This is a genomic window from Corynebacterium sp. HMSC078H07, from assembly GCF_001812805.1.
Lineage (GTDB): Bacteria > Actinomycetota > Actinomycetes > Mycobacteriales > Mycobacteriaceae > Corynebacterium.
This window is the reverse complement of sequence record NZ_KV810437.1, coordinates 61,030-84,145: the sequence shown is the minus strand read 5'-3', so window position 1 is coordinate 84,145 and position 23,116 is coordinate 61,030. Positions and strand designations below refer to the sequence as shown.

Genomic DNA, 23,116 nt, shown 5'->3' with positions numbered 1-23,116 from the left:
GTTTAGAGGTTGTTGGAGATCCACTCTTCGGTGAGCTTGCCCTCGTTGGTGTAGAGCTCCTGCAGAGCCTCAGCGACCTTCGGCTCGATGGCAGCGCCCATCATCGGGATGTTGACGGAAACCTCAGAGACGTAATCCAGAGCGGTGGACTCGCCCTGGCCCTTGTAGGTGATGTCGCCCTTGAAGTCGACCGGGGTGCCCTTGACGTCAGCGGTGAAGGAGACGGACATCTGATCATCGACAACCTCGCCGATGGTCACGGTGCGCTTTTCCTTGAGGTCCTGGGAGACCATAGCGCGGACAGCCTCCGGCAGGAGGGACGTCGGCAGAATTTCGTAGAGCACGGCGGTGTTGCCGGTGAACTCGTGCACGGTACCCGGTTCCGGGGACAGCTTGGCCACGATGAAGTCCCAGTACTCCTGAGTGGTCAGTGCCTTGTGCACCTTATCGATGGGCTGGTTGATGATAACGGTGTTTTCGCTACGGGTTGACATGAGTTACAGACTACCTTGGTAGACGTGCTAGATAAATTCATGACTCTCGCTGAACTAGACGGTGTCACTCTCGATTCCGAGACCACCTTCGCCGATCTCACTACTCTGCGCATTGGCGGCGCCCCGCTGGTGACGGTGCGGTGTGCCAGCGCTGAGGCCGCCATCGCGGCATTAGCAGTGCTTGACGACGCCTCCCAGGACTACCTCGTCGTCGGCGGCGGCTCCAACCTCGTGGTTGCGGAAGGTCAGCTCGACGTCGTGGTGGTCATCCTCGACTTTGAGGACATCGATGCCTCCGTGGCGGATGGAATCATCCGCGCTGATGCGGGTGCTGTGTGGGATGACGTCGTGGCCTTGTCCGTCGAGTGCGGCTTGGGCGGTATTGAGTGCCTCTCCGGCATCCCAGGCAATGCCGGCGCCGTGCCGGTGCAGAACGTGGGTGCCTACGGCGCGGAGACCTCCGACGTCCTCACACAGGTCTACCTCTACGAGCGCGCTACCCGCACCGCATCGTGGGTACCGGCCGCGGACTTGGAGCTGGCCTATCGCTACTCCAACCTCAAGTTCACCGGACGCGGCGTGGTGCTGGCTATCGAGCTTCAGCTGACTACCGATGGCCTGTCGAAGCCCCTGCGCTTTGGCCAGCTCACCCAGAACCCCGGTGAGCGCCGCCCTGTTGCCGAAGTCCGCGAAGAGGTACTGAAGCTGCGCCGCAGCAAGGGCATGGTGCTCGACCCACAAGACCATGACACGTGGTCAGCCGGTTCCTTCTTTACCAACCCCATCGTCGAGCCCCAGCTCGCCGATTCCATCCAGGAAGCCGTCCGCGCCGCCCGCGGCGACGAAGATGCGGACCGCATGCCGCGCCACGTGGTGGGTGGGACCACCACGTCGGGAGAAGGAGGAGAAGGAAAGGAAAAGCTTTCCGCCGCGTGGCTCATCGAACGCGCCGGCTTTGCCAAGGGCTACCCAGGTGCCGAGTCCGGTGCACGCGCAACGCTGTCTACCAAGCACACCCTGGCGCTGACCAACCGCGGTGAGGCCACCGCAGATGACATCGTCGCCCTTGCCCGCGAGATCCGCGCCGGGGTTCAGAAAGCCTTCGGCGTAATGCTGGAGCCAGAACCCATCTGGCTAGGGGTAGAAATATAAGTAAAAAAGATTTAAAATGGCGTTGAATTACTAGCCCGCCGCCGGCAGACACTAGGTGCCCAGAAAGGACAAAACATGTACATCCCCAAAGACGTACTTTTCGCCATCCTCCTCTTTGTCTCGGCCCTTCTCTGCGCGGTGGCGATCCTGTTAGTCCCAGGCCTGTTCGCGGAGTTCAGCGCAGCGCGCTGCACCTTGATGGCGAGTGTCTTGGGGCTCGGCGTCACCGGGCTGTTTGTCGCCCGTACCCAGATCCGACGCCTTGAGCACTAGCGCTTAGGCCATGACGTTGAGCCACTCATCCTTGGCCGCGAGGAAGTTGCGTGCGGCCTCCTGCGCGCCCTCGAGTGAGTGGTGGGCGCCCCAGCCGCACTGCACCTCGTTGGCGGCGGGAACCTCGGTGGCGTTAAGGATGTCATTGAGCGCGCCTTCGACGGCGCGGAGCAGCTCATCCTGCTCCATGCCGTTGGTGATGGCGTAGAAGCCGGTACGGCAGCCCATCGGGGCAAAGCCAATGAGCTTGTCGGTGTAGTTGCGCATGAAGTTGGCCATCATGTGCTCCACCGAGTGAAGGGCTTCGGTGCCAAGATGCGCTTTGTTGGGCTGGCAGAAGCGCAGGTCATACTTGATAATCTCTATCCCGCCGCCCAAGTCGGTGCGGTCGGCGACGCGGATATAGGGGGCGTCGACAAGCCGGTGGTCGAGCTCAAAGGACTTCACATTGATCTTGTTCTCAGTGCTGTTCTCAGTCATGCCTCCCCAGTGTAACCACGGGCTGCATCGAGGCCCGAGTGTCCTGCCCCTGAACGCGGGCTGTACCGCATACGCTGGACAGATATGAGCGACGAGGAGATCGGGGGCAACGCCATCCCGGTCGAGAGACCAGAGACCATCGTGCCGTGGAAGAGCTCGAGCATCCTCGAGGTTGAGGGGCACGATGATGCCCGCGATCCTTTTGCCAAAGGCAACCGCCTTCGCCGGGAGAGCTGGGGACTAGTTATGCGCCGCACGTGGAATGACTTCTTTCACGATGCTTTCATGGACCGCGCCGCCGGAATGACGTACTTCACGCTCATGGCGTTTGCGCCCACGGTGCTGGCGGCCTACTCCATCGCTACTCTTATCTTCTCCTCCCGCAGGGAGGAAGTGGAGCAGTTGACATCGCAGTTCATCGAACAGTACATTCCTAGCTCCTTCTCGGAGGAGGCGAATGTTGTCGTCAGCGCCATTATTGGCTCAAGCGCCCAAGGTACCTTCGCCTTGATTGTGTCCTTGGCTATCTCCTTGTTTTCTGCTTCGGCGTATGTGCGAGCCTTCGCGCGCACAGCCAATACCGTGTACGGGCGAGTGGAAGGCCGCGGCATCATTCGCACGTGGTCGCTGATGTGGGGGCTGACCGCCATTATTGTCATTGGCGCGGTCATCGTGCTCTTTGCCAACTTGCTGCGAGATACCGTCATCAGCGAGGCCATCTACCCTTTAGCCCGCCAGGTCGGCCTTGAAGATGCCGCTACCTACCTAGTCCAGGCCTTCCTGCCCGTGTGGAATTGGCTGCGTTTCCCCGTCACGGTGGTCGTAGTCCTCACGCTGATTGCGGTGCTCTATCACTTCAGCCCCAATGTGCGGCCGAGTCGCTTTCGCTGGATTACTTACGGTTCCGTCGTAGCACTCGTGGGCACCGTTGGGGTCTGGGGCTTGTTCGGCCTTTACATCACGTATCTTGCCGCAGCCAGCGCTTATGGTGCATTGAGTACCATCCTGGCTCTTTTCATGGCCATTTGGTTGATGAATACGTCCCTCATTGTGGGTATCAAAATTGATGCCGAGGTGCTGCGTGCAAAGGAGCTGCAGCTAGGGATGCACTCGGAACGCTTCATCCAAGCCCCGCCGCGCTCAGATGCATCCTCCCGCGCTCAGGCCCGTGCGCAAAAGCGCCTTGAGTACAAGGCACGTGAGATTTCCGATAGCGCGCGGCAGGAACAGCCCGAGTAGTTGAGCGCTATTTCAGCGAGTAGTAGATAGAGCTTTTCGTGGTGGGATCAGAGACCACGATGTTGCCGCTCTCGGTGTTCTTGGAAGGGGCACTAAAAATGAGTGTCTTACTTCGGGTCTTCGCCTGCGACAGGGGGTTATACAGCTCGTTGTCGGAGTTGACTGATGACCCATCCAATTTTCGGTTCTTCAAAGCCCAATGGTCGCTGTAGCTAATGAGTGGCACATTGAGGTAGTCAGGATTATCGCTTAAGTACGTGATGGTGACGTCGACCGAGATATACTCTCGTCCTTTTCTGGGCCGGGGAAGTAGGGGATGGGCGGCAACGAGAGAGTCGGAGTTATTGACCACAAGATTGCTCACTGTCAGTTGCCATTCTGGGCTAGATAACATGGTGTTCAACGGCAACGGGTCGCTTCTCGAGCCTTCGTCGCCATCGAGAATGTAGTGCTCGCCATCAGTATTCGGAGTCAGTTGAAAGGTGCTCGTAGGGTTCGGTGCAGCGATAACTTCGTGGGTAGTAACCGGAGTGGCGTCCGTGGACTTCGGAAGCACGAAAAACGCGGCAGCAGCCACGACGCTGCCAATGACGCTGACGGCGATGGCGACAACACCAACCGGGGTGGATTGCCGGGCAGATAGGGTCGCGGCAAGCCCCGTGGCCACAGCCGCAGCGAGCATGACCCAGCCGGCGATGTACACAACGGGAAGACACGCCAGCAGCGTGTGCCCACTAGAGCGAGCACCACAGCTATTAGGCCGAGGCGGTCCTTCTTGGGCTGGGAATCCTTTTGGGAGGTAGAGGTCATGGGAGGGACTCTTTCAGATGTGGAGAGGGGCCCCTTGGCCCGGCCTATGTGTGCTCGACCTGTTCCGTCGAGTAGCTCGTCAACGTGTCTTCCCACGAGGCCCCCTCCTCAAACAGCACAAACAAGCCGACGGTTAGTGCAATCTTAATGATGAAACCGAGGACTGCTCCCACCGCTGCGGTGCACAGCGCGATGATGGGCCAGAGGTTCCTCTGGTCTTTCATGAACAAACCAATAAATCCCAAGATGACGGCAGTGCAGAGCACAACTCCGTCGATGAGGAACGTGAAAGGCAGACAGGTGAGCACGAATCCGAACAGCGCCGTGATGAAGGCGATGATCCCCAGAGCATTGGATTGTCGCTGCGGCGGCTGGGGCGGCTGCGCGGCACCGTAGAAGTTCTGTTGGCCATACGGCCCATTCTGGGGAGGCGGGACGTGTGAGGGCTGGAAACCGGAGGGATGCTGGGGAGGTTGTGTCATAGTGTCCTATTTCAATGCGAGGAAGAAGGGAATCTCAGTGCCAGGCGCGATAATCCCGAAGGTACCGTCTTCAGCGCCGTTCTCCGGCACGCTGACAGCGACTCTGCCGGTGCGCTTCTCCTGCGGCTGGAAAGGGGTGTCCACGTCCATAAATCCGTCGACGTCCCACTTGATGGGCTGTCCGTTCTCCTCTTCACCAGGGTCGAAGTAGAGGAACGCCATTTCCGAGCTAGCGTCAGTCTCATTACCGGTGTACGTCAGTGTTAAGTCAAAAACTAAGTACTTTCGACCATCTTCTGGCTTTTCATAGGACGGGTCCGCCGCCATGACCTCGTCAGTGCCGTCGAAGTTGAGGTTGGCTACGTCCACTGCCCATTCAGGTCCGTTCAACGTCGTGTTGAGCGGTAGGGGGTTTGAGTGTGAACCAGGGGTGCCGTCCTCAACGTGCTGGTTGCCGTTTTCGTCGGGAACGCTGTTGAAGTACTCCGTCGAGATGGGGGTAGGGGAGCTTGTGCTTTCCGACGTCTCCTCACCCGATGGCTGCACCGTCGTCCCCACGACGGAGCTCCCCGCATTTGGAGTTTGTGTCGTATCCGGCAGTGAATTGAGGAACTTTGCGGTGATGAAGAAGAGAAAGACTATCGAGGCAATGAAGCTACCCACCACGGAGATGAGCAGCGCGGCCACGCCCCAGAACTTGGATTGGTTGTTGAGGAACAGCGCGACGATGGCAGAAATGAACCCCGCGACGAGCATGATCCAGCCCACGACGTAGATGCCGGGAACGCAGGCGATAATGGTGCCCAAGACAGCGAACACTGTGGCGATAATTCCGACGACGGAACTCTTCTTTGGCGGTTCTGGTTGGGGCGGAGGTGCCCCATACCCGCCGCCCGGGTTGCCGTAGGGAGCCCCAGGCGGCGGGAAGGCCTGGTTGGCGTAGGGATTCTGCTGCGGGGCATCCTGATGAGGGGCGCCCTGCTGCCGGGGGCCCGGCGGCGGGTTGTGCGGCGGATACGGCGGCTGAGTCATCACGAGGCTCTTTCGGGGGGTGGTGGGAGAGGTGAGTGGAACCTCATAGTAACCGCAGCATAACCGCCGCGTGCGGGAACAAGGGATAGGTGGGGAGTGCTCCTAGTCTTCTGGGTAGGTGCCGTCCTCGCTGAGGCGCGCGGAATCGTCGAGAAGCATCGCGATTTCCGCAGCCTTGGCGTTGTGAGCCGGCAGGCGGCGTCCTTCGATGACCTCGAAGAGCGGAGCGCGGCCCAGCATGCCGGCCTCAAAGTGGGCGCGGCCGGCGCGCAGGCGGCGCTCGGCGCGCTCGCGCCACGAGGTGGCAGCATCCGCCTCGCGCTGCTGAGCTACTGCCTGCTCGAATACGCCCGGGTGAGCGTAGACGATGAGCGCGCTGACGTGGCCAAAGCCGAGCGAGGTCAGCGCCGCTGCCTTCACATTGTGGCCTGCAGAGCCGAGATCCAGCGGGGAGCGCAGCCACACCAGGTTCGGTGCCTTCGGGGCAATGAGCGGGTCGACGCAATCCAGGGAGACGTTCGCCGGGATGCGGTGCGTGCGGAAGACATCAATGATGCCGCCGGTTTGGAAGAGAGCAGCACCCGCCTTGGAGTGGCCGGTGAGTGTCTTCTGGGAGATGACGAACATCGGCTGGTCCTTATCGCGGCCAATCGCCGGCCACAGCAGGGAGTGCAGCTCCGACTCATTGGGGTCATTGGCGTTGGTGGAAGTGTCGTGCTTGGACAAGACGCTGACATCGTTGGGAGTGAGGCCGAGTCCGCGCAGCGAGCGCGCCAGGCGGGAGTTTTCCCGGCCGCGGCCAGCACCCAGCGCACCCAGGCCCGGGGCCGGGATGGAGGTGTGGGCGCCGTCGCCATAAGACGCCGCGTGCGCGACCACCGCGAGCACTGGCAGTCCTAAGTCGGCTGCTAGTGAGGCACGAACGAGCAGGACCGTGCCGCCACCTTCGCCTTCGAGGAAGCCGCCGCGGCGGCGGTCGTTGGCGCGGGAGATGAAGCGATCATCGATTCCCTTGGCGGTCATTGTCGCGGTTTCTGCGGTGGCGTTCATATCTCCGAAGCCCTGGAGGGATTCCACCTGCACATCGTCGATACCGCCGGCCACGACCACATCAGCCTTCCCCAACGCAATCTTGTCCACGGCCTCTTCAATCGACACTGCAGCGGTAGCGCAGGCACCGATGGGGTGAATCATGGAACCGTAGCCGCCCACCAGGGATTGCATGGTATGCGCCGCGATGACGTTGGGCAGGGCCTCCTGCAGGATGTCCGAGGGGCGCTCCTCACCCAGGAAGCGGGTGACGAAGACCTTGTGCAGGGACTCCATGCCGCCGATACCTGTGCCCTGCGTGGTGGCCACCTGGCCCGGGTGGATGGAGCGCAGCAACTCCGCCGGGGAGAAGCCTGCCTGGGTAAAGGCATCCACTGCCGTAACCAGATTCCACACCGCCATGCGGTCGAGGGAATCCAGCATGTGCTCCGGAATTCCCCACTTCGCAGCGTCGAAGTCGTCCGGCATCTGGGCGGCCACGGTGCGGGTGAGCGCGGCCTTGCGCGGCACCTTGACCGTAGCACCTTTGCGGCGGGTGACCTGCCATTCGCTATCCTCCTCGACGATGCTGACGAACTCCGGATCCGCTTCCTGGATATCGCGGGCGGTGGCTTCCGAATCCACCGTGAAGGTGACGTCGCGGTCGAGGAAGACGGTGGTCAGATCGATGGATCCACGGTCGGTGAGGTGGTACTTATCCGTGAGCGTGCGGATGCCACAGCGCGCGACGACCTCATCGCGGAAGCGCTCGAAGATGTCCTCTTCGGCAATCTCTTCGTCGTCGTTCACGACGAACCAGCCCGGGTGCGGGTCCTCACGCCATTCCACTAGCCCGGTCATCCAGGCCAGCTCCAGCACGCCGGCTGCGGTGAGTTCCGCGGAACCATCGCGCTGCAGACCATACTCGGCCTCGAAGCGCGTGCGGCCCGAACCCCACGAGGAGACTTCGCCGATGCCGGCGATGACCACCATGTCCTCTAGGTCCGTGGTGACCTGGCCGATTTCTTCCTCCAGGCCTGGCTGAACTGCGTGCACCTGGTTGGGCAGTGCGGTGATGGTCGCGAGGGCGTCCTGCTCCTCGTGCGGAACGACGCCAGTCGGCTCCGCACCTGCGGCAAGCTCCGTCAGGGAAAAGCCCTCCAGGCCACCGGTGAGGTCCTTCTCCACCGGAGCAAGTGCTGCCTGCTCGCGGACATCCGTGCTGGCCAGTGCCATAAGCTCGGAGGAAATCTCCTCCGGGCTCCACACCTTGATGCCGGCCTTCTCTGCGGCGGGCACCAGCGCATCATTGCCTCCCATGAGGTGCGTGCCGGCGACCCAGCCAATCTTGGCCTGTGCCAGGGTGACTCCCTGCGGCCAACCGGCCTCGACCTTCCACTTGTTGAGGATGGCATCAAGTGCTGCCTTGACCTCGCCGTAGGCGCCGTCGCCGCCGAAGGTGCCGCGGTTGGGGGAGCCCGGCAGGACGACATGGCAGCGCTTATCGAAGTCCCCCTGACTCAGCCGTGCTAGCCCCGCAATGGTGCGTTCGACGGACCACAGCAGCAGCCGGGCCTGGGACTCGGTGGTGCCGGAGGCATCCGCCAGCGAGCCGGACACACTTGGCGCGGCGAAGGGGAAGGCCAGCGTCGGCGTGAGGGCCGGCTTGAGAATCTTGACCTCGTTGCCCACGGACTCGCGCTGCTCAGTGCCGATCCAGTCGATGAGCGCGTCAATATCGCGGAAGCTCGACAGGTTCGCCGGGACCAGCCACAGGGCGGAACCAGCAGCGCCGTGCTCGGCATAGAGCGTGCGCGCGAACTCCTTGCGGGCTTGGCTTATACGGGAGGCAGTCATAATGACCGTGGCGCCGCCTTCCAGCAGACGCTCCACCAACGCGGTGGCGATGGAACCAGGTGCAGCACCCGTGACTAGGGCAATCTCGCCGGCATACGCGCCGGGCGTGGTGTCCACGGCAGCCTTCGCTATGTCTTCGCGCTTCCACCAGCGAGCCTGGCGTGCCAGGTCCTCGCCAGTACCGCGGAAGCTCTCAACTGAATACTCGGCCTGGCCCAGTGCCACGCGGGCAAGGCGCTCGCGGGCGATGGCCCAGGAGTCGTCGAAAAGCACGGCCTTCGTCGAGTCAAACGACGGAGCTACAGACTTAAGCCACCCAGAGCCGAGCTCTGCCTCGACGGCATCGATGACGGTGGTATCAGGCGCTTCGACGAGTTCCGGCTTGGAGTCCAGCCCGAGCTGGGAGAGAACCTGGCGGGCAGCTGTGGCCAAGACACCGTTCTCACCGGTGACGGTCTCGGCGAAAGCATCCAAGGCAGCAGAGTCGACCACGGCACCGCCCCCGGCACCACCGGCGGCTGCGCCCTTGGAGACAGTAGCGCCGTGGGCAGCGGCGACGGCCTGGACGGCGGTGTCGATCAGCTCGTGCGCTGCAGACTTGGAGGTGGCACTCGCCGGCACGGTGCTCAGCGAGCCGCCGCGCACCGAGTCTTCCTCGCGGGAGCCGAGGAGGATTTCCGCTTCGATGTGGGCAATCCAGGATTCGGGCAGTCCCCAGGTTCCGGTGACGTACTCAGCCACGGCGGTGGGCTTGAGGCCCGCTGCACCAAAGAGCTGGCGCAGGCGTGCTCCGACGGCCTCACCGAGCACCGGGCCGAAAGCGGCATAGCCCGGTGCCGCAGTGGACACCTTCTCGCGCAGCGTGGCTACGTCGGCATCAGCAGCACCATCGATGGCGGGCACGCCCAGTTCCGCCGACATGTCCATGAGCAGCTGGTTGCGGCGCGAGGATACGCCGTTGGTGAGCTCCTCCACGGTATCGGAGTCCATAATCTGGTCCACGCGGATCTTGTTCTGGAAGGCGAAGAGCACCATGATGGCCTCCGCCGCGCCGAAGCGCAGTTCGGGGGCGTCGCCAGACGCGACGCCCGGGGCCGCAGGTGCAGGAGTTGGCGCCGGAGTTGGTGCAGCCGGAGCCGGAACGTCGTCTGCCTGCGGTGCTTCCTCGGCGACGGATTCCGCAACGGGTTCTGGGGTGGGGGCCTCGGAGACGTCGGCAAGCATGACCTGCTCCTGGTCGCGCTCCACGTTGAGCACGCGGATGGTGCCCTCCGGGATGCCGGCAACCTTAAGCGAGCGCTCGGCCAAATTGGTGAGCGTGGGCGAGGACGCCAAGCCCACCTCGATGATCTGCTCGACCTTGCCAAAGAGGAACTCCTGGGTTTCAATCCAGCGCACAGGTGAGGCGAACTGCCAGGACAGTAGCTCAATGAGGAGCAGGCGGGCGAGCTCGTTGTCGTCCATGTCCGCAGCATTGAGCCCGTCCAGCTTTCCGGACGGCGCCAGCGGTGCCACGGCGTCGACGAAGTCCTGGGTGAGCTCGAAGGGTCGGGCCACGAGGTTCGGGATGTAGCGGCCCACCAGGGCATCGAGGTCCAGCTGTGCCGGAAGCAGCTCGTCGAGCTTCTCTGCAAAGGCCGGCACGCCTTCGCGCAACACGCGGGAGTGGAAAGGCACGTCAATGCCCGGGACCATGACGGCCGCGCGCGGGGTGACGGCATTGGCCTTGTCTACCAGGGCCTTGAGTCCCTTCTTCGTGCCGGCGATGGAGTATTGCTGGCCGCGGATGTTGTAGTTGACAATCTCCAAGAACTCGCCGGTGGCCTCGGCGACCTCAGCCACCCAGGCGTCGACGTTGTCGGCATCAATACCCGCCATGTTCGGGCGCAGTGCGGCCATGGCGTACTCGGAATTTCCTTCAGCATCGCGCGGCACCAGGCTGCCCATGGCGGAACCGCGGGAATAGACGATGTCAATAACACCCTCGAGGTCGAAGATGTTCGCCAGCGAGGCAAGGGCGGTGTATTCGCCCAGTGAGTGGCCGGCGAAGTAGGAGGTGGGCGCCAGGGCGTCGTCAGCGCGCAGGCGTTCGGTTTGGGCATAGGCCACGACGGCCAGGGCTACCTGCGTGAATTGGGTCAGGTGCAGCACGCCCTGCGGATGGCGGAAGGTGGTGCCGCGCACGGAGAGTTCCGTGGGGTTCTCATCGATGATCTTCTGGATGCTAAAGCCCAGGTTCGCGCGGGTATGCGCGTCGGCGCGGCGCCAGGCCTCGCGTGCCGCCGGGGAAGCTTGGCGGTCACCCTGGCCCATGCCCTCTGCCTGGATGCCCTGGCCGGGGTAGACGTAGGCCGTGGTCGGCGCGGCGAGCAAGGCTTGGCCGCGGGAGACTACGTCGCCGTCGATGCGGCAGGTGACTTCGAGTGCCTGGTGGATGCCCTTGCGGCCGACGCGCTCGACGGTGATCTCGATGTCATCACCCAGCTGCACCATGCCGTACATGGAGTAGGTCCAGCCCACTACGCGGCCGTGGCGCCCGGCTACGTGCTGCGCCGCAGCGGAGAGCCACATGCCGTGCACCAGCGGTGCTTGAAGGTTGACCAGCTGGGCCGCGTTATAGGACGTGTGAATCGGGTTATAGTCGCCGGAGACCAGCGCGAATGGCGTCATATCCTGCGGGGCGGTGACGGTGGCGCGGTCGATAAAGGAGCGTGGCGTCGGCACCACCTTGGTGGCGGACTTTCCGCCGCCCCACTCTGGAGCGGGCTTCGGCGCTGCGGTTCCGGTAGCGCGGCCGCGGATGGCAAAGCGGTGCATCTGCGTGGCCACGATGTCACCGGACGCGTGATCCGTGAGCTCGAGCTCGACCGTGACGATGCGCCCAGAAGCAGATTCCTCCACGGCGGTGCAGGAAGAGGTGACGTCGATCTGGCGGCCGTCGGCAAGCTGCTCCAGCGGCACCCGCACGTCGATGACGTGGTCCAGGTGCACCGCGTTGAGCAGGCCTTCGATGACCGGGTAACCGTCCTCCAGGCGGCCGGAGCCGAGCGCGGCGTAGATGGCCGGCCAGCACGGGCCGACCAAAACATCCGGGGTGCCGGCCTTTTCAACGGAGGAATCGCCACAGGTCACCGCGCTGTGTGCGGACAGCAAAGAGGCCGGGAAGTGGAAGGAGTAGCCCGACTCCACCGTGGGCATTTCCGTGATCTCATCGCCCTGTTCGGCCGTGGAGCCCACACCGGCCAGGCCCTCCAGGAGAGCAAAGACGGAGCCTGGCAGGCGCTCCTCGGAGACCACCGGGGAGCCGCCCGTGGCCACGTCCTCCGGCAGGTCTACAGGAACGGTGACCTCGCGAACGCAGAAGGGACGCTGCTCTTCAGGGAGATCATCCCAGTAAGAATCAGCGGTGATGACAATTTCCCACTTGCCGTCCGCATCCTGGCGCAGGTCGAAGGCATTCTCATCCATCTCATGCGCCGGGTTCGCCATCAGGTGGCCATGCCACAGCAGGGTAGGCGCGGTGCGCAGGAACTCGGCCTCATCGGCAGCGGAGTTCAGGCGGGAGAAGGCCTTCTGCGGTGTCGAACCCTGCTCCAGCAGCGCATCCGTGGTGGCCTGCTCGAAGCGGGCAAGCAGGTCTGCCACCGGCTCGTTCTTCGCGGTAATGCCGGCCACGGCCACTGGACCTGGGATGATGCGCACCTGGTCGGCAGTGTAGCGCTCATCCTGGGCCTGCCACAGGGTATCTTTGCCAAACCAGGACTTCAGGTCACCATCGATGGCAGGTACCCACGGCATGGGCTTGACGTGCTTGTAGTGCAGCGAAATCCACCAGGCGGCATCGCGCGCGGAGACCTCGGTGGTACGTGCAGCGGGATATTCAGCCAGCAGCTTCGCGACGGCCTGCGGGGCATCGTGCACAGCTTCCACAGTGGGGAAGAGGGTTTCAATCTGGCCGTGGTCAGCCGGATTCAGGCGGGCCTCGACGCGGTGGAGGAGATCGAGGAAACGGTCATCCCAGCTCGGATCCACGAACGGGTGGGCCAGCTCCACAAAACGCTCGAGCCACGCGGCGTAGGTCATGGATTCCACGTCGCCGAAGTAGGGCTTGCAGGTCTTGGCTAGAGCACCGATGATCTCCTGGCGGTGTGCCGGGTACTCCTCGATACTGAGGGAGGTAATGAGGCGTGAGGCTGCAGCGAAGGAATTGTCCAGGTCGTGGATGTCTGCCAGCAGGTGGGACTGCGATGATGCCACGCCGTGCGCGCCGCGGCCACGGCCTACCCATCCGCCGTTGTCTTCTGGGCTGATACCCGGAGTGTTGACCAGTAGTTCCTTGACGGAGTCGGTAGCTTTGGCCTCCTTGGTGGCCATGGCGACGGTGCCGAGGAAGACGGCGTCGACAGGCATAGCAGGCAGGCCATGCTTCTTCGCCCACGCGCCGGTGAGGTACTCCGTGGCGCGCTCCGGTGTGGCGATGCCGCCGCCCACGGCAAGGTAGACGTTGCTGTGAGCACGAATCTCAGCGTAGGTCTCCAGCAGCATGTCATCGAGGTTTACCCAGGAGTGGTGACCGCCAGCATGCCCGTCCTCGACCTGCATGATGATCTGATCCTCCGGGTAGGCAGCGGCGATGGCCAGCACGTCTCGGATCTGCTTGGCGGTGCCGGGCTTGAAGGAAATGTAGGGGAAGCCGTCCTCGTGCAGGCGGGCGAGGAGCTCGCCGGCTTCCTCTACCTCGGGGATACCGGCGGAGATGCACACCCCGTTGAAAGGCGCGCCGGCCGCACGGGCCTTGGGCACGAGGCGCGCCTGACCAAACTGCAGGTTCCACAGGAAGCGATCGAAGAACATGGTGTTGAACTGGGCAGTGCGGCCCGGGTGCAAGTGCTTTTCCATGACTGCGAGGTGGGCACGGAAGACCTCTTCGGAGTACATACCGCCGCCGGCCATCTCCGTCCAGTGTCCGGAGTTTGCCGCCGCGGCCACGATCTCACCGTCAGCGGAGGTCGGAGTCATGCCACCCAGCATGATGGGGGAGAGGCCCGTGAGATCCGAAAAGCGCGTCTGTGTAACGGTGCGCCCGCCAGGAAGCTCAAGGATGCGTGGTGCAAAGTCGGCGTAGTTCAGTGCAGTGGACAGTTCGGTGCCGGGCGTGGTGAGAGAGTCGATGGCCTGTGGGGTGGCGGCCTCCACGACGACAACCCCGGTGCCCTCCACCGCGCGGCGCGTGATGGACGTCAGAGCGCGGTCGAGGACGATAAGGTGAGTAGCGTCCAGCGCTTTCAGCGTCTCGGGCCACGTGTGCTCGGCCACGAGGATGGCCTCTGCGTGCTCGCGAGCGGCTTGTTCATCCAAACCGCATTTCTGCGCCAACGCCACGGTGCGTTCAGCGGCCATGGCGAGCACCGGGTTATGGAAAGGCAGAGCTACGGGCAGCTCGTCGAAACGTGCTTCAAGCTCGTCACCACCGATAGTGCGCTCCTCTAGAGCGACGTTGTGCTGCGCAGCGGCGCCTTCAATCGCCGCGCGCGTTGCCGCAAGGTCTTCTGGACTGCCTGATAGCACGAGGTGGCGCCGCCCATTCACCACAGCGATGTCCGCTGTTCCGTGCAGGCGCTCGACGACGAAGTCGCGCTCTAGCCCACGCACCGACAGCATCTGCGAGCGGGGATCGGTACCGTTTACCGCCGTCGCGGCCGTGCCCATGAGGAGGGCAAGGGCTAGGGCTTCCGCTGGCTTATCGACGGCCATCTCCCCCAAGCTTCCCTGCGAGTGCCCCGCGGTCAGGTCGAGCGAGACACCCAGGTCCCGGAGTTGCTCGATGGCCGCAATTTGTCCCAGCACGATGCCCGGGATGGAGACGGCTGGGAGTACATCGCCGGGCTCGCGTTCTGCCTCCCCGCCGATGAGTTGCTCCACACGTTCCACCGCACCGGGACATGTGGAGGCTACCGAGCGGGCTACCGGGGCGATGAGCAGGCGAGCCTGGGCGAGAACCTCCTGCAGGCGCTGGGCAGTGGCTGGAGTGTGCGTGGCGGCGGCGATGAAGCTTTGCCATTCAGAGCCCTGACCCGCGAAAAGGACGGCTGGGCGGGGCATAGAATGCAGCGGAGTTACAGGCATTTTTCCTCTTTGTGCTGGTCGGGGATAGGTCTCTGACTAGTTGAAGAGCATTAGTTTGCCCAACATAACTAATCATGATGACGCCACCGTAGTCGAAGCTCGATTAATAGAGGGCCTCCCGCGCGCAAAATGTGAGGTTTTTCTCACGTTTGATTCTCGGGTGGGGGTACTCGCCTGCTTCTCGGCGAGCGAAGGTGCTCAACCTTTTGTATTCTTGGCGGCACTGCAGCAGCTCGGGGGAGAGTGACGTGTGTGGGGACCTCACGACCAGCTCGCTCAGTATGTAGGTAACACACAAATTTCTAGGGGGGGACAATGTCTCAAACCGCATCTCATAAACCAGCCAAAACCCCAGCAGCACTCAGCACTAGGCGCGTAAAGAAGGCCATGGAGAAGCTAGCCGGCACGCTGGAAAACAACTCCATGGGCCTGCCTACCATCCGGATCCCGGGCGGACTCATGAGTGTTGGCGTCAACGACGAGTTGGGAGGCCTCTCCATTCTTGGCTATTGGGGTGGCGCGGTGTGCTTCGATCCAGACCGGCAGCCCTTGCGTATGGACGTCAACGATTTTAACGGTGGAGGTATCTCCGGCAGTCTCGTCGCAGAGCCTTGTGGAAGCTCCATAGCTCACTCACATCTGCGCGTTTATGCACCGCCTTACCTGCCGTCGACAGCAACGAATTCGCAGCTCAAGAGCATCATTTCTGGATACGCGAAGTCCCTCTCAGCGGTCTTTGCGCGCTTCGATGAGCACTTTCCGGAGGAACCCTCCGAACCTATGCGGGGTGCTGGGCTCAAGCACGTGACTCCACACTATTTCAGTGAGGTGTACGAGGTATCAGCAGTCGGTATGTGGCGCGTGCACCAACGCGCAACGCGCCTCGTCTCGATGGAGCACCCAGTTCACGTTGTGAACCACGGCAACGGCACGGTGGGCATCACGATTAAAGACCACACGATTACCGTGCAGGCGGCATGCGACGGCTCCGACGATATCGAACTAAGCCTCGTGACCCCGTCAGGGCGGTGCCTCTGTGACCTTGATGCCCTCGTGCGCTGGGCGGAATTCAAGAATGATGTCCAGTATGCGTACTCCGCGCGCATTGAGACTGTACGTCGAGGTGCCGACGAGGACCTAGTCCTTGTCACCACGGCCCGCATCCCCACTGGATGGGGCTACACGGACGCGCAGCTGGATCACCAGTTGAGTACTCTGGTGAGCCAGCTGATCTGGGCCGGGGAGGAGTTCTACTCAACGTTCAACCCCAGCCGCTTCATGAGCTATGCCGAACGTGCTGCTTAAGCCTAGGCGTGCTCTTTGATGAGCTTCAAGAGTTCCTTCTGCACTTCGCGGCGGCGGACCTTGCCCAGCTGGTCCGACGCGAGGTGCTCGAAGTGATAGAACCTGCGCGGAACCTTGTAGCGGGTAAGGCGCTCACGGCAGTAGTCCTTGAGGCCTTCGGGGTCGAGCACGGCGCCGTCGTTAAGCACAATGCATCCCACGACGTCCTCAGAACCATCGTCACGGGGCAAGCCCACTACAGCCACGTTGGTCACGTCTGGGTGCTGGCGAATGACGTCTTCGACCTCCGCCGGGTAGATGTTGAAGCCGCCTGTAATGATCATCTCCTTGATGCGGGAGACAATCTTGATGAAGCCATCTGACTCCATAATCGCCATGTCACCCGTGCGGTACCAGCCATTGTGGAAGGCGTTCTCGGTGGCCTCCGGCATATTGAAATAACCCTTGAATACCTGGGGGCCGCGCACGAGGAGCTCGCCCGCGGTGCCGTCCGGCTGGGTCTCGTCGAGGTTATCTGGGTTGCCAATGCGTACCTCGGTATCCGGGAAAGGAATACCGATATACCCCGGGCGGCGGTTCTTGTTGAGCGGGTTCACCGTAACGATGGGGGAGGTCTCCGTCAGGCCGTAGCCTTCCACAAGAAGACCGCCGGTGAGGGCTTCCCATTCCTCGACGATTTCCGGCGGCAAGGCGGCCGCGCCGGAAAGACTGTTTTCAATGCCGTGCAGGTCAATGCCTTGTTCCTTGGCTGCCTCCATAACCTTGGCATAAATGGTGGGCACGCCCGGCATCCAGGTGGGGCGGCGCTTCTTCATGATGTCCAGCAGGAGCGGAATCTTCGGGGCTGGCGCCAAAACCAGCTCGCCACCGATGTGCACGCCGAGTGCCGCGATAAGGGTGAGGCCGTACACATGGAAGAGGGGCAGGGCCGCCAGCATTCGTTCGGCCTTTTCTCCAAGTTTCGGAACCCAGGACTCCGCCATCTTCATGTTGCAGTAGAGGTTGGAGTGGCTCAGCTCCGCGCCCTTCGGGGTTCCCGTGGTGCCGGAGGTGTAGAGAATGAGTGCAGTGTCGTTATGGTCGACCTTCGCGTCTGTCAGCTTATGACCGTGGCCGCCGATGGCACGGCCAGTGAGGGCGCTCCATGGCACGGTGTTGGGGGCTGGGACGGAGAGTTCTTCGCGCTTGTCCTTAATAAAGGGGATGGGCAAACGTAGGAGCGCTTGCTTGCGGCGCGGCATCGCCTCAATCATGTTGACCGTGACGATGGTTTCCAGCGGGGTAGAGTCACGCAGCTTCTCGAACGTTGGGCTCGCCTTGTCCCAGACCACCGCCACGCGCGCGGCGTGGTCGTTGAAGAGCGGCTCCAGCTCCGGGGCGGTGTAGAGCGGGTTGTGCTCCACGACGGTCGCTCCCAGCTTCAGGATGGCGTAGAACACCGCCACGTGCTGAGGACAATTTGGAAGGGCGACTGCTACGCGGTCACCGGGGCGGATTCCGAAGGCCTTTAATCCTGCGGCGGCGGCGCGCACGTGGGTATCGAGCTCGCGGTACGTCATCTGGCTGCCGAAGAACCAGGTGGCTGGCCTATCTCCGTAGGCCTCGACGGTTTCTTGGTAGGAGTCCAAGAGAGTCTTGTCGCCGTAGTCCAAGTGGGGTTTGGTCCACTCGGGGTAGTACTGCAGCCATGCCTTGGTCTCGTAGGCAGAGGGCGCTTTCACAGGGGCTTCGGTCATGAGCGAGAACTCCTTAGGTGGTCAAATATGTTATGTGTGGAACAGTATAACTAATTTGTGACCGTCGTCTCGCAAAACTTTGCAAAGTTGCTACCCGTAACGAAAGGAGCTGCGTGGGGACCCACCGACACGGATGAATAGTCGCTTAAGCTGTGGGTCCTTCGTGCCCGTCGGGAGGGGTGGTAGAAAGTGGTGCCCAGTGCTCGTAGCCGGGTTGCTCCCAGGGTTTTAACGGGGGCGGTTGTGCTCCTTTGTGCCAGTAGCCAACCCATGAGTAATAGCGTTTATCAAAGTCGGGCTCGGCAGCGTGAGTGATCTGGTCGATGACATAGTTGAGATGATGGGCCACACAGTGACCGGTGTAGCGCAAGGTGCACCAGCCTGTGAGGACGGCCTCGTTGTTCTTCCAGTGATCCCGAATCCATTCCTGACCTGCCGAGTGGTATTCAAAGCTGTTGATTTCCACCGCGACCTTCAGGTCAGGCAGCACGATATCCCAGTAGTAGCGGCCAATGCGGACGTTGCACTCCACGTTTAATCCGCGTGTTGTGAGTTCGCGGGCCACCATTATTTCGGCACCGGAGTCCGTGAACAGTGCCGCGGAGCTGAGGATCTTTTGGGTCCGGGTAGGTATCTGTTTGAGTGCGGCTCGATGGGCCTCGAGGCGGCTTCGTCCCTTCTTGGAGGAATAAATGTGCTCGAAAACCTTCTTCGCCAGTTCAACGTCGACCGTACTCAGAGCCACCAAGGGGTTGAGCACCCGGTACGTTGACACGCTGAGTGTGCTGTCAATAGTGGTACGCGTGAAGGAATAGAAGCTGGACGGTGGCAAGGCACCCAACCCAGCGAGATGAAGAGGGAAGGTCAAGGGCTCATTTAAAAGGAGCTGAGCGGCAGTGAGTCCCGATGCGAACAGCCAGGGAAATTCTGCGTGTAGCCCACTCAGGAGCCCGAGGGGAGTAGGTTGTCCCCACACATAGAGGCCTCGGCCTAATCGGGTAATTTCATTGCGTTTGAGTAGAGCTGCGATGGCGGACTTGGTCTGCCCGCGCACGACACGTTGGTTCATACTTATTCCCCCCAGAATGCGTGAACCTTAATGTAACACCGATGAGCCCTAGGTGCGCGACAACCGTCCTAACTCTAAAAAGTCTGGGAGTTTCGAGCCTTTTCGGCGCGACTTTTCAGAGTTAGGGTGGGGTGGTCTACAGAGCCAGGGCGGTTGAAACCAGCTACTTCTCAACCTTGAGACGCTTGAGCAGATCCTCCTGCACGTCGCGGCGGCGAATCTTGCCCAGCTGGTCCGTGGCGAGCTGCTCGAAGTGGTAGAAGGTGCGCGGAACCTTGTAGCGGGTCAGGCGCTCACGGCAGTAGTCCTTGAGGCCTTCCGGATCCATGGCGGCGCCGTCGGCCAAAATGACACAAGCCACGACGTCTTCCGAGCCATCCGAGCGGGGGCGACCCACGACCGCTGCTTCGTCGACGTCTGGGTGGGAGGTGAGAACCTCTTCGACCTCGCCAGGGTAGACGTTGAAGCCGCCAGTAATGATGATCTCCTTGATGCGGCTGACCAAGCGAATGAAGCCGTCTTCTTCCATGACACCCATATCGCCGGTGCGGAACCAGTCACCGTGGAAAGCATTCTGGGTGGCTTCCTCATCGTCGAAGTAGCGCTTGAATACCTGTGGGCCGCGGGCGAGTACCTCGCCTTCTTCGCCATCCGGCATGGTCTCATCGAGGTTGTCCGGGTTGGCGATGCGAATCTCGGTATCAGGGAAGGGGATGCCCACGTAGCCGGGACGGCGGTCGGAGCTCATGGGGTTACCCACGATGATGGGCGAGCACTCAGTGAGGCCATAACCTTCAACCAGCATGCCGCCGGTGTACTTCTCCCACTTCTCCACGGTGTTGACCGGCAGGGTAGATGCGCCGGAGAACGCTGCGCGGACGCCATCGAGGGACACACCGTCTTCCTCTGCCTTGGCCACGATGCGCTCGTAGAGAGTCGGCACGCCCGGAATCCAGGTGGGGGTGTGCTTCTTCATGAGATCCATGATGAGCGGCATCTGCGGGCTCGGCAGGAGGACCAATTCGCTAGCGATGAGCGGCGCCAAGGTGGCGTTCATAGTGAGGCCGTAGGCATGGAAGAACGGCAGGGCAGCCAACATGCGCTCCGGGGAATCGCCCAGGCCAGGTACCCAGTGCTTACCCATGAGCAGGTTGGAGAAAAGGTTGCCGTGAGTAAGCTCCGCGCCCTTAGGTTTACCCGTCGTACCTGAGGTGTAGAGGATGATCGCGGTGGTGTCCTTGGTGACTTCCTCCGGCGAGAGGACATCGGAACCATCGCCGCCGATGGCATTGCCCACGAGGGACTCCCACGGCACCGTATTAGGTGCAGGGGCGGTGAGCTGAGCGCGCTTGGACTTCAGCGGTGGAATCGGCAAGCGCAGAGCCAGGCGCTGCGGGGTGGGCATGGCGTTGACCATGTTGATGGACACGACAGTTTCCAGGTTCGTCGTGGCGCGCAGCTTTTCCAAGGTGGAGGCCGTCTTATCCCACGCGATGGCGATACGTGCGCCGTGGTTCTGGAACAGGCCCTCGAGCTCGTGGGCGGTGTACAGCGGGTTGTGGAGAACAGCGATAGCTCCCAACTTCAGCACGGCCCAGAAGGACGCGATGAACTGCGGGCAATTCGGAGCCACGATGGCGACGCGGTCGCCCGGGCGAACGCCGAAGGCGCGCAGACCAGCAGCTGCGCGGCGCACCTGCTTGTCCAGCTCGGCATACGTTTGCGTGCGGCCGAAGAAGTAGGTTGCGGACTTGTCGGGGTGCAGGGCGAGGTTGTTGTCGTAGACGTCGAGAAGCGTGGTGTCCCCATATTCCAAGCTGTGCGGGGTCCATTCTGGATAGTGCTGGAGCCACGCCTTGGACTCGAATGCCGACATCTCTACACCTTTCGGTCACGTCTCTGAAGTTGGGAGCCAGTATAACGTGGCTGCTTTCCAGATACACTGGGTGACTATGCGCATCGCGATGATTTCCATGCATACCTCGCCCCTTGAGCAGCCCGGTTCCGGTGATGCCGGAGGCATGAATGTGTACGTGCTCAATACCGCCCGCCAGCTCGCGCGCCTAGGCGTTACCGTGGATGTTTTTACTCGCGCCACGCGCCCGAGTCAGGGGGAAGTGGTGGACGTCGAGGAGCGCCTGCGCGTCATCAATATCGTTGCTGGCCCGTACGAGGGACTAAGTAAAGAGGAGCTGCCTACGCAGCTCGCGGCGTTTACCGGCGGCATTTTTAACTTCGCGCGCTGCTTCAACGTGGATTATGACGTTATCCATTCCCACTATTGGCTGTCTGGGCAGGTGGGTTGGCTGCTGCGAGACTTGTGGGACGTACCGTTGGTGCATACCGCGCACACCTTGGCCGCGGTCAAGAACGTGCACCGCACGCTGGATGACACCCCGGAGACCGAAGCACGCCGCATCTGTGAGCAGCAGCTGGTGGACAATGCCGACATCCTCGTGGTTAACACGGCGCAGGAGACGCGTGACTTGGTGGAACACTACGATGCGTCACCAGAAAACATCGTCGTCGTATCACCCGGTGCAGACACGGAGCTCTTCACCCCGGGCACTGACCGCATGACGGAGCGCGCTCGCCGCCAGCTGGGTATTCCACTGCACACGAAGGTCGTGGCCTTCGTCGGCCGCCTGCAAAAGTTTAAGGGGCCAGAGGTTCTCATTCGCGCCGCAGCGGAGCTGATGGAGCGCGATCCGGATCGCCGGCTGCGCGTCATCATCTGCGGAGGTGCCTCCGGGGCGAATTCTTCCCCAGACACCTACCAGAACTTGGCGAGGGAGCTAGGTGTGGACCGTGTCGTGCGCTTCCTCACCCCGCGCCCGTCGCAAGAGCTGGTGTCCATTTATCAGGCGGCGGATATTGTGGCGGTGCCTAGTTATAACGAGTCGTTCGGCCTCGTGGCCATGGAGGCGCAAGCATCGGGCACGCCCGTTGTCGCCGCGGCCGTCGGCGGTCTGCCCATTGCCGTGGCGGACGGGGATACTGGCTTGCTCGTGCACTCCCACGGGGCGGAGGACTGGGCGGACGCATTGGAGCAGTTGCTTGACGACGACCCCCGCCGCATCGCCATGGGCGAAGCCGCCGTCGATCACGCCCAGCAGTTCAGTTGGGCGGCCGCCGCAACGCAGCTCGAAAACATCTACGCCGATGCCATGAGTATCGAAATTCCGGACTGTCATGCGCGCCGGGCAATCGGATATTAAAACCACCTGACGCGCTGCCGAAAAACGTGGCATGCTGGTGTTTATGAGTAACGGAAAGCTGATTCTTCTTCGACATGGACAGTCCGAATGGAACGAGTCCAACCAATTTACCGGTTGGGTAGACGTCAACCTCACCGCCAAGGGTGAGGGCGAGGCCAAGCGCGGCGGCGAACTGCTCAAGGAGCAGGGCATCCTGCCGGAGGTTGTGTACACCTCTCTTTTGCGCCGTGCTATCCGCACCGCCAACATTGCCCTCAACGCGGCTGACCGCCACTGGATCCCGGTCGTGCGTGACTGGCGCCTCAACGAGCGTCACTACGGCGCTCTGCAGGGTCTTAACAAGGCAGAGACCAAGGACAAGTACGGCGAGGAGCAGTTCATGTCATGGCGCCGCTCCTACGGCACCCCGCCGCCGGAGCTCGAAGATGGTGCTGAGTACTCCCAGGCTGGAGACCCGCGCTACGCCAACCTGGATCAGGTTCCGCGTACCGAGTGCCTGAAGGACGTCGTCGAGCGCTTCGTTCCTTACTTCGAGGAGGAGATCCTCCCGCGCGCCAAGAAGGGCGAGACCGTTCTCATCGCTGCACACGGTAACTCCCTGCGTGCGCTGGTCAAGCACCTGGATCAGATCTCCGATGAGGAGATTGCTGGCCTCAACATTCCGACGGGCATCCCGCTGGTCTACGAGATTGCTGAGGACGGCTCCGTGGTGAACCCGGGCGGCACCTACCTCGACCCGGAAGCAGCCGCTGCTGGCGCCGCCGCCGTTGCTGCACAGGGCGCCAAGAAGTAACTCCGCCCTCGCGCACTGCGC

15 protein-coding genes are annotated in these 23,116 nt (G+C 62.2%); 6 read left to right on the top strand and 9 right to left on the bottom strand.

The window, feature by feature from the left end; translation table 11 throughout:
* Positions 1-2: 2 nt before the first annotated feature.
* On the bottom strand, positions 3-494 hold the full coding sequence (locus HMPREF2875_RS01055; RefSeq protein WP_070669629.1) for a DUF2505 domain-containing protein: 492 nt from the start codon (positions 492-494) through the stop codon (positions 3-5).
* 39 nt (positions 495-533) lie between these two features.
* On the opposite strand from HMPREF2875_RS01055, the gene HMPREF2875_RS01050 reads away from it, so the two are divergent.
* Complete coding sequence (locus HMPREF2875_RS01050; RefSeq protein ID WP_210388122.1) at positions 534-1,646, top strand: UDP-N-acetylmuramate dehydrogenase; 1,113 nt, start codon at positions 534-536, stop codon at positions 1,644-1,646.
* A 75-nt stretch (positions 1,647-1,721) separates the two neighbouring features.
* The gene (locus HMPREF2875_RS01045; RefSeq protein ID WP_070669625.1) at positions 1,722-1,919 is read left to right on the top strand and encodes a hypothetical protein; all 198 of its coding nucleotides are present in this window, start codon (positions 1,722-1,724) and stop codon (positions 1,917-1,919) included.
* Between the two features lie 3 nt (positions 1,920-1,922).
* On the opposite strand, the gene HMPREF2875_RS01040 is transcribed toward HMPREF2875_RS01045, so the two are convergent.
* Positions 1,923-2,399 carry an S-ribosylhomocysteine lyase gene (locus HMPREF2875_RS01040; protein ID WP_070669624.1) on the bottom strand — a complete coding sequence of 159 codons (477 nt, stop codon included), beginning with the start codon at positions 2,397-2,399 and terminating at the stop codon, positions 1,923-1,925.
* A gap of 84 nt (positions 2,400-2,483) precedes the next feature.
* Here HMPREF2875_RS01040 and HMPREF2875_RS01035 point away from each other — a divergent pair, with 84 nt between their 5' ends.
* A complete protein-coding gene (locus HMPREF2875_RS01035; RefSeq protein WP_070669622.1) occupies positions 2,484-3,638 on the top strand; it encodes a YihY/virulence factor BrkB family protein in 1,155 nt (384 codons plus the stop codon).
* Between the two features lie 7 nt (positions 3,639-3,645).
* On the opposite strand, the gene HMPREF2875_RS01030 is transcribed toward HMPREF2875_RS01035, so the two are convergent.
* The 4 genes from HMPREF2875_RS01030 to HMPREF2875_RS01015 form a co-directional block, all read right to left on the bottom strand.
* Entirely contained in the window at positions 3,646-4,341 is a 696-nt protein-coding gene (locus HMPREF2875_RS01030; RefSeq protein ID WP_070669620.1) for a hypothetical protein, read from the bottom strand.
* Between the two features lie 151 nt (positions 4,342-4,492).
* Positions 4,493-4,930, bottom strand: a complete 438-nt coding sequence (locus HMPREF2875_RS01025; RefSeq protein ID WP_070669618.1) for a hypothetical protein — start codon at positions 4,928-4,930, stop codon at positions 4,493-4,495.
* 6 nt (positions 4,931-4,936) lie between these two features.
* Entirely contained in the window at positions 4,937-5,962 is a 1,026-nt protein-coding gene (locus HMPREF2875_RS01020) for a DUF308 domain-containing protein (protein ID WP_070669617.1), read from the bottom strand.
* Positions 5,963-6,064: 102 nt separating this feature from the next.
* Positions 6,065-14,974, bottom strand: a complete 8,910-nt coding sequence (locus HMPREF2875_RS01015; protein WP_070669615.1) for a type I polyketide synthase — start codon at positions 14,972-14,974, stop codon at positions 6,065-6,067.
* A gap of 315 nt (positions 14,975-15,289) precedes the next feature.
* Between HMPREF2875_RS01015 and HMPREF2875_RS01010 the strand changes: the two genes are divergently transcribed.
* Positions 15,290-16,279, top strand: a complete 990-nt coding sequence (locus HMPREF2875_RS01010; RefSeq protein WP_141754541.1) for a hypothetical protein — start codon at positions 15,290-15,292, stop codon at positions 16,277-16,279.
* 2 nt (positions 16,280-16,281) lie between these two features.
* Here HMPREF2875_RS01010 and HMPREF2875_RS01005 read toward each other — a convergent pair whose 3' ends face one another.
* The 3 genes from HMPREF2875_RS01005 to HMPREF2875_RS00995 form a co-directional block, all read right to left on the bottom strand.
* Positions 16,282-18,015, bottom strand: coding sequence for a long-chain-fatty-acid--CoA ligase (locus HMPREF2875_RS01005; protein WP_070669612.1), 1,734 nt, complete (start codon positions 18,013-18,015; stop codon positions 16,282-16,284).
* A 145-nt stretch (positions 18,016-18,160) separates the two neighbouring features.
* The gene (locus tag HMPREF2875_RS01000) at positions 18,161-18,790 is read right to left on the bottom strand and encodes an endonuclease domain-containing protein (RefSeq protein WP_141754540.1); all 630 of its coding nucleotides are present in this window, start codon (positions 18,788-18,790) and stop codon (positions 18,161-18,163) included.
* Between the two features lie 457 nt (positions 18,791-19,247).
* Complete coding sequence (locus HMPREF2875_RS00995) at positions 19,248-20,960, bottom strand: long-chain-fatty-acid--CoA ligase (RefSeq protein ID WP_070669608.1); 1,713 nt, start codon at positions 20,958-20,960, stop codon at positions 19,248-19,250.
* Positions 20,961-21,036: 76 nt separating this feature from the next.
* On the opposite strand from HMPREF2875_RS00995, the gene mshA reads away from it, so the two are divergent.
* Together mshA and HMPREF2875_RS00985 are read left to right on the top strand one after the other, a co-directional pair.
* Positions 21,037-22,302 carry a D-inositol-3-phosphate glycosyltransferase gene (mshA, locus tag HMPREF2875_RS00990; protein ID WP_070669607.1) on the top strand — a complete coding sequence of 422 codons (1,266 nt, stop codon included), beginning with the start codon at positions 21,037-21,039 and terminating at the stop codon, positions 22,300-22,302.
* A 43-nt stretch (positions 22,303-22,345) separates the two neighbouring features.
* Entirely contained in the window at positions 22,346-23,095 is a 750-nt protein-coding gene (locus tag HMPREF2875_RS00985; RefSeq protein ID WP_070669688.1) for a phosphoglyceromutase, read from the top strand.
* Positions 23,096-23,116: the final 21 nt, after the last annotated feature.

Coding starts and splice junctions, on each gene's coding strand:
- HMPREF2875_RS01055 (WP_070669629.1), bottom strand. CDS start 494: ATGTCAACCCGTAGCGAAAACACCGTTATCATCAACCAGCCCATCGAT.
- HMPREF2875_RS01050 (WP_210388122.1), top strand. CDS start 534: ATGACTCTCGCTGAACTAGACGGTGTCACTCTCGATTCCGAGACCACC.
- HMPREF2875_RS01045 (WP_070669625.1), top strand. CDS start 1,722: ATGTACATCCCCAAAGACGTACTTTTCGCCATCCTCCTCTTTGTCTCG.
- HMPREF2875_RS01040 (WP_070669624.1), bottom strand. CDS start 2,399: ATGACTGAGAACAGCACTGAGAACAAGATCAATGTGAAGTCCTTTGAG.
- HMPREF2875_RS01035 (WP_070669622.1), top strand. CDS start 2,484: ATGAGCGACGAGGAGATCGGGGGCAACGCCATCCCGGTCGAGAGACCA.
- HMPREF2875_RS01025 (WP_070669618.1), bottom strand. CDS start 4,930: ATGACACAACCTCCCCAGCATCCCTCCGGTTTCCAGCCCTCACACGTC.
- HMPREF2875_RS01020 (WP_070669617.1), bottom strand. CDS start 5,962: ATGACTCAGCCGCCGTATCCGCCGCACAACCCGCCGCCGGGCCCCCGG.
- HMPREF2875_RS01015 (WP_070669615.1), bottom strand. CDS start 14,974: ATGCCTGTAACTCCGCTGCATTCTATGCCCCGCCCAGCCGTCCTTTTC.
- HMPREF2875_RS01010 (WP_141754541.1), top strand. CDS start 15,290: ATGTCTCAAACCGCATCTCATAAACCAGCCAAAACCCCAGCAGCACTC.
- HMPREF2875_RS01005 (WP_070669612.1), bottom strand. CDS start 18,015: ATGACCGAAGCCCCTGTGAAAGCGCCCTCTGCCTACGAGACCAAGGCA.
- HMPREF2875_RS00995 (WP_070669608.1), bottom strand. CDS start 20,960: ATGTCGGCATTCGAGTCCAAGGCGTGGCTCCAGCACTATCCAGAATGG.
- mshA (WP_070669607.1), top strand. CDS start 21,037: ATGCGCATCGCGATGATTTCCATGCATACCTCGCCCCTTGAGCAGCCC.
- HMPREF2875_RS00985 (WP_070669688.1), top strand. CDS start 22,346: ATGAGTAACGGAAAGCTGATTCTTCTTCGACATGGACAGTCCGAATGG.